Origin of the sequence: Achromobacter mucicolens (assembly GCF_902859725.1) — a bacterium.
Taxonomy (GTDB): Bacteria; Pseudomonadota; Gammaproteobacteria; order Burkholderiales; family Burkholderiaceae_B; genus Achromobacter; species Achromobacter mucicolens.
In genome coordinates this window covers 1-695 of sequence record NZ_CADIJP010000049.1, presented here as the reverse complement: position 1 = coordinate 695, position 695 = coordinate 1, and the positions used below count along the sequence as shown (strand labels likewise).

Here is a 695-nt window from a genome sequence, read left to right as displayed (position 1 = left end):
CCATTTCCGCCAGGATGGCATCCTGATTCAGTCCAAAGCTTCGCAGCGCGAGGTTCTTGCGGTCTTGCGCCCCACCCTGCCACCACTCTTGGATGACGTTGGCACTGCTTTCGCATCCTTCCGCACCGAAGACGCACAGTCCTGTCTGACCCGCAAACCGCCAGCCGCTGGCAAGGTCGGCATCGTCATAGACTTCCAACCCATCCAGCAATTGCTCGCTCTGCAACCAGACTTCGTATGGCAGTGCCCGACGCGCCGCTTCCTGTTCCGCAATTCGACACTGGGTCTCGAAACCCGCGAGCGCCGCTTTCATGGCGTAGATCTGCAACGCCGCTTTCGGGTCCGGCGGAGTGACGTACTTACTTTCGAAGCGGGCTCGGTATTCGCCGCTGTCCAGTTTGGTTTGCACCCGCGCCCTTATCGTGTCTTCATAGTTGCGCACGTGCTCCTGGGCTGCCGCTTCCCAGCGTTTCTGCTGCGCCTCGTCGAGGATCCAGTTGCGCCCCCGCGCCATCTCGGGATTGAACACCTTGTCCCGTTCGATCTCGATGTAATGCTGCGCCTCCAAGGCAGCGGACCTCTCCTCAAACTGATTCCGAACATCGCCGAACGCCTGCGCCACCAGAATCTTGCGTTCGTTGCTGATGCCGTTGTTCGCCCCACCCCTGTTCAAGTAGTCCTTCAGCGTCTCGACG

Annotated in this window: 1 protein-coding gene; it reads right to left on the bottom strand. The window is 60.1% G+C overall.

Features of this window, described 5'->3' with window-relative positions; genetic code table 11:
- A partial coding sequence (locus tag HV786_RS27200) for a hypothetical protein (protein WP_217472132.1) occupies window positions 1-695 on the bottom strand: 695 nt, incomplete at both ends.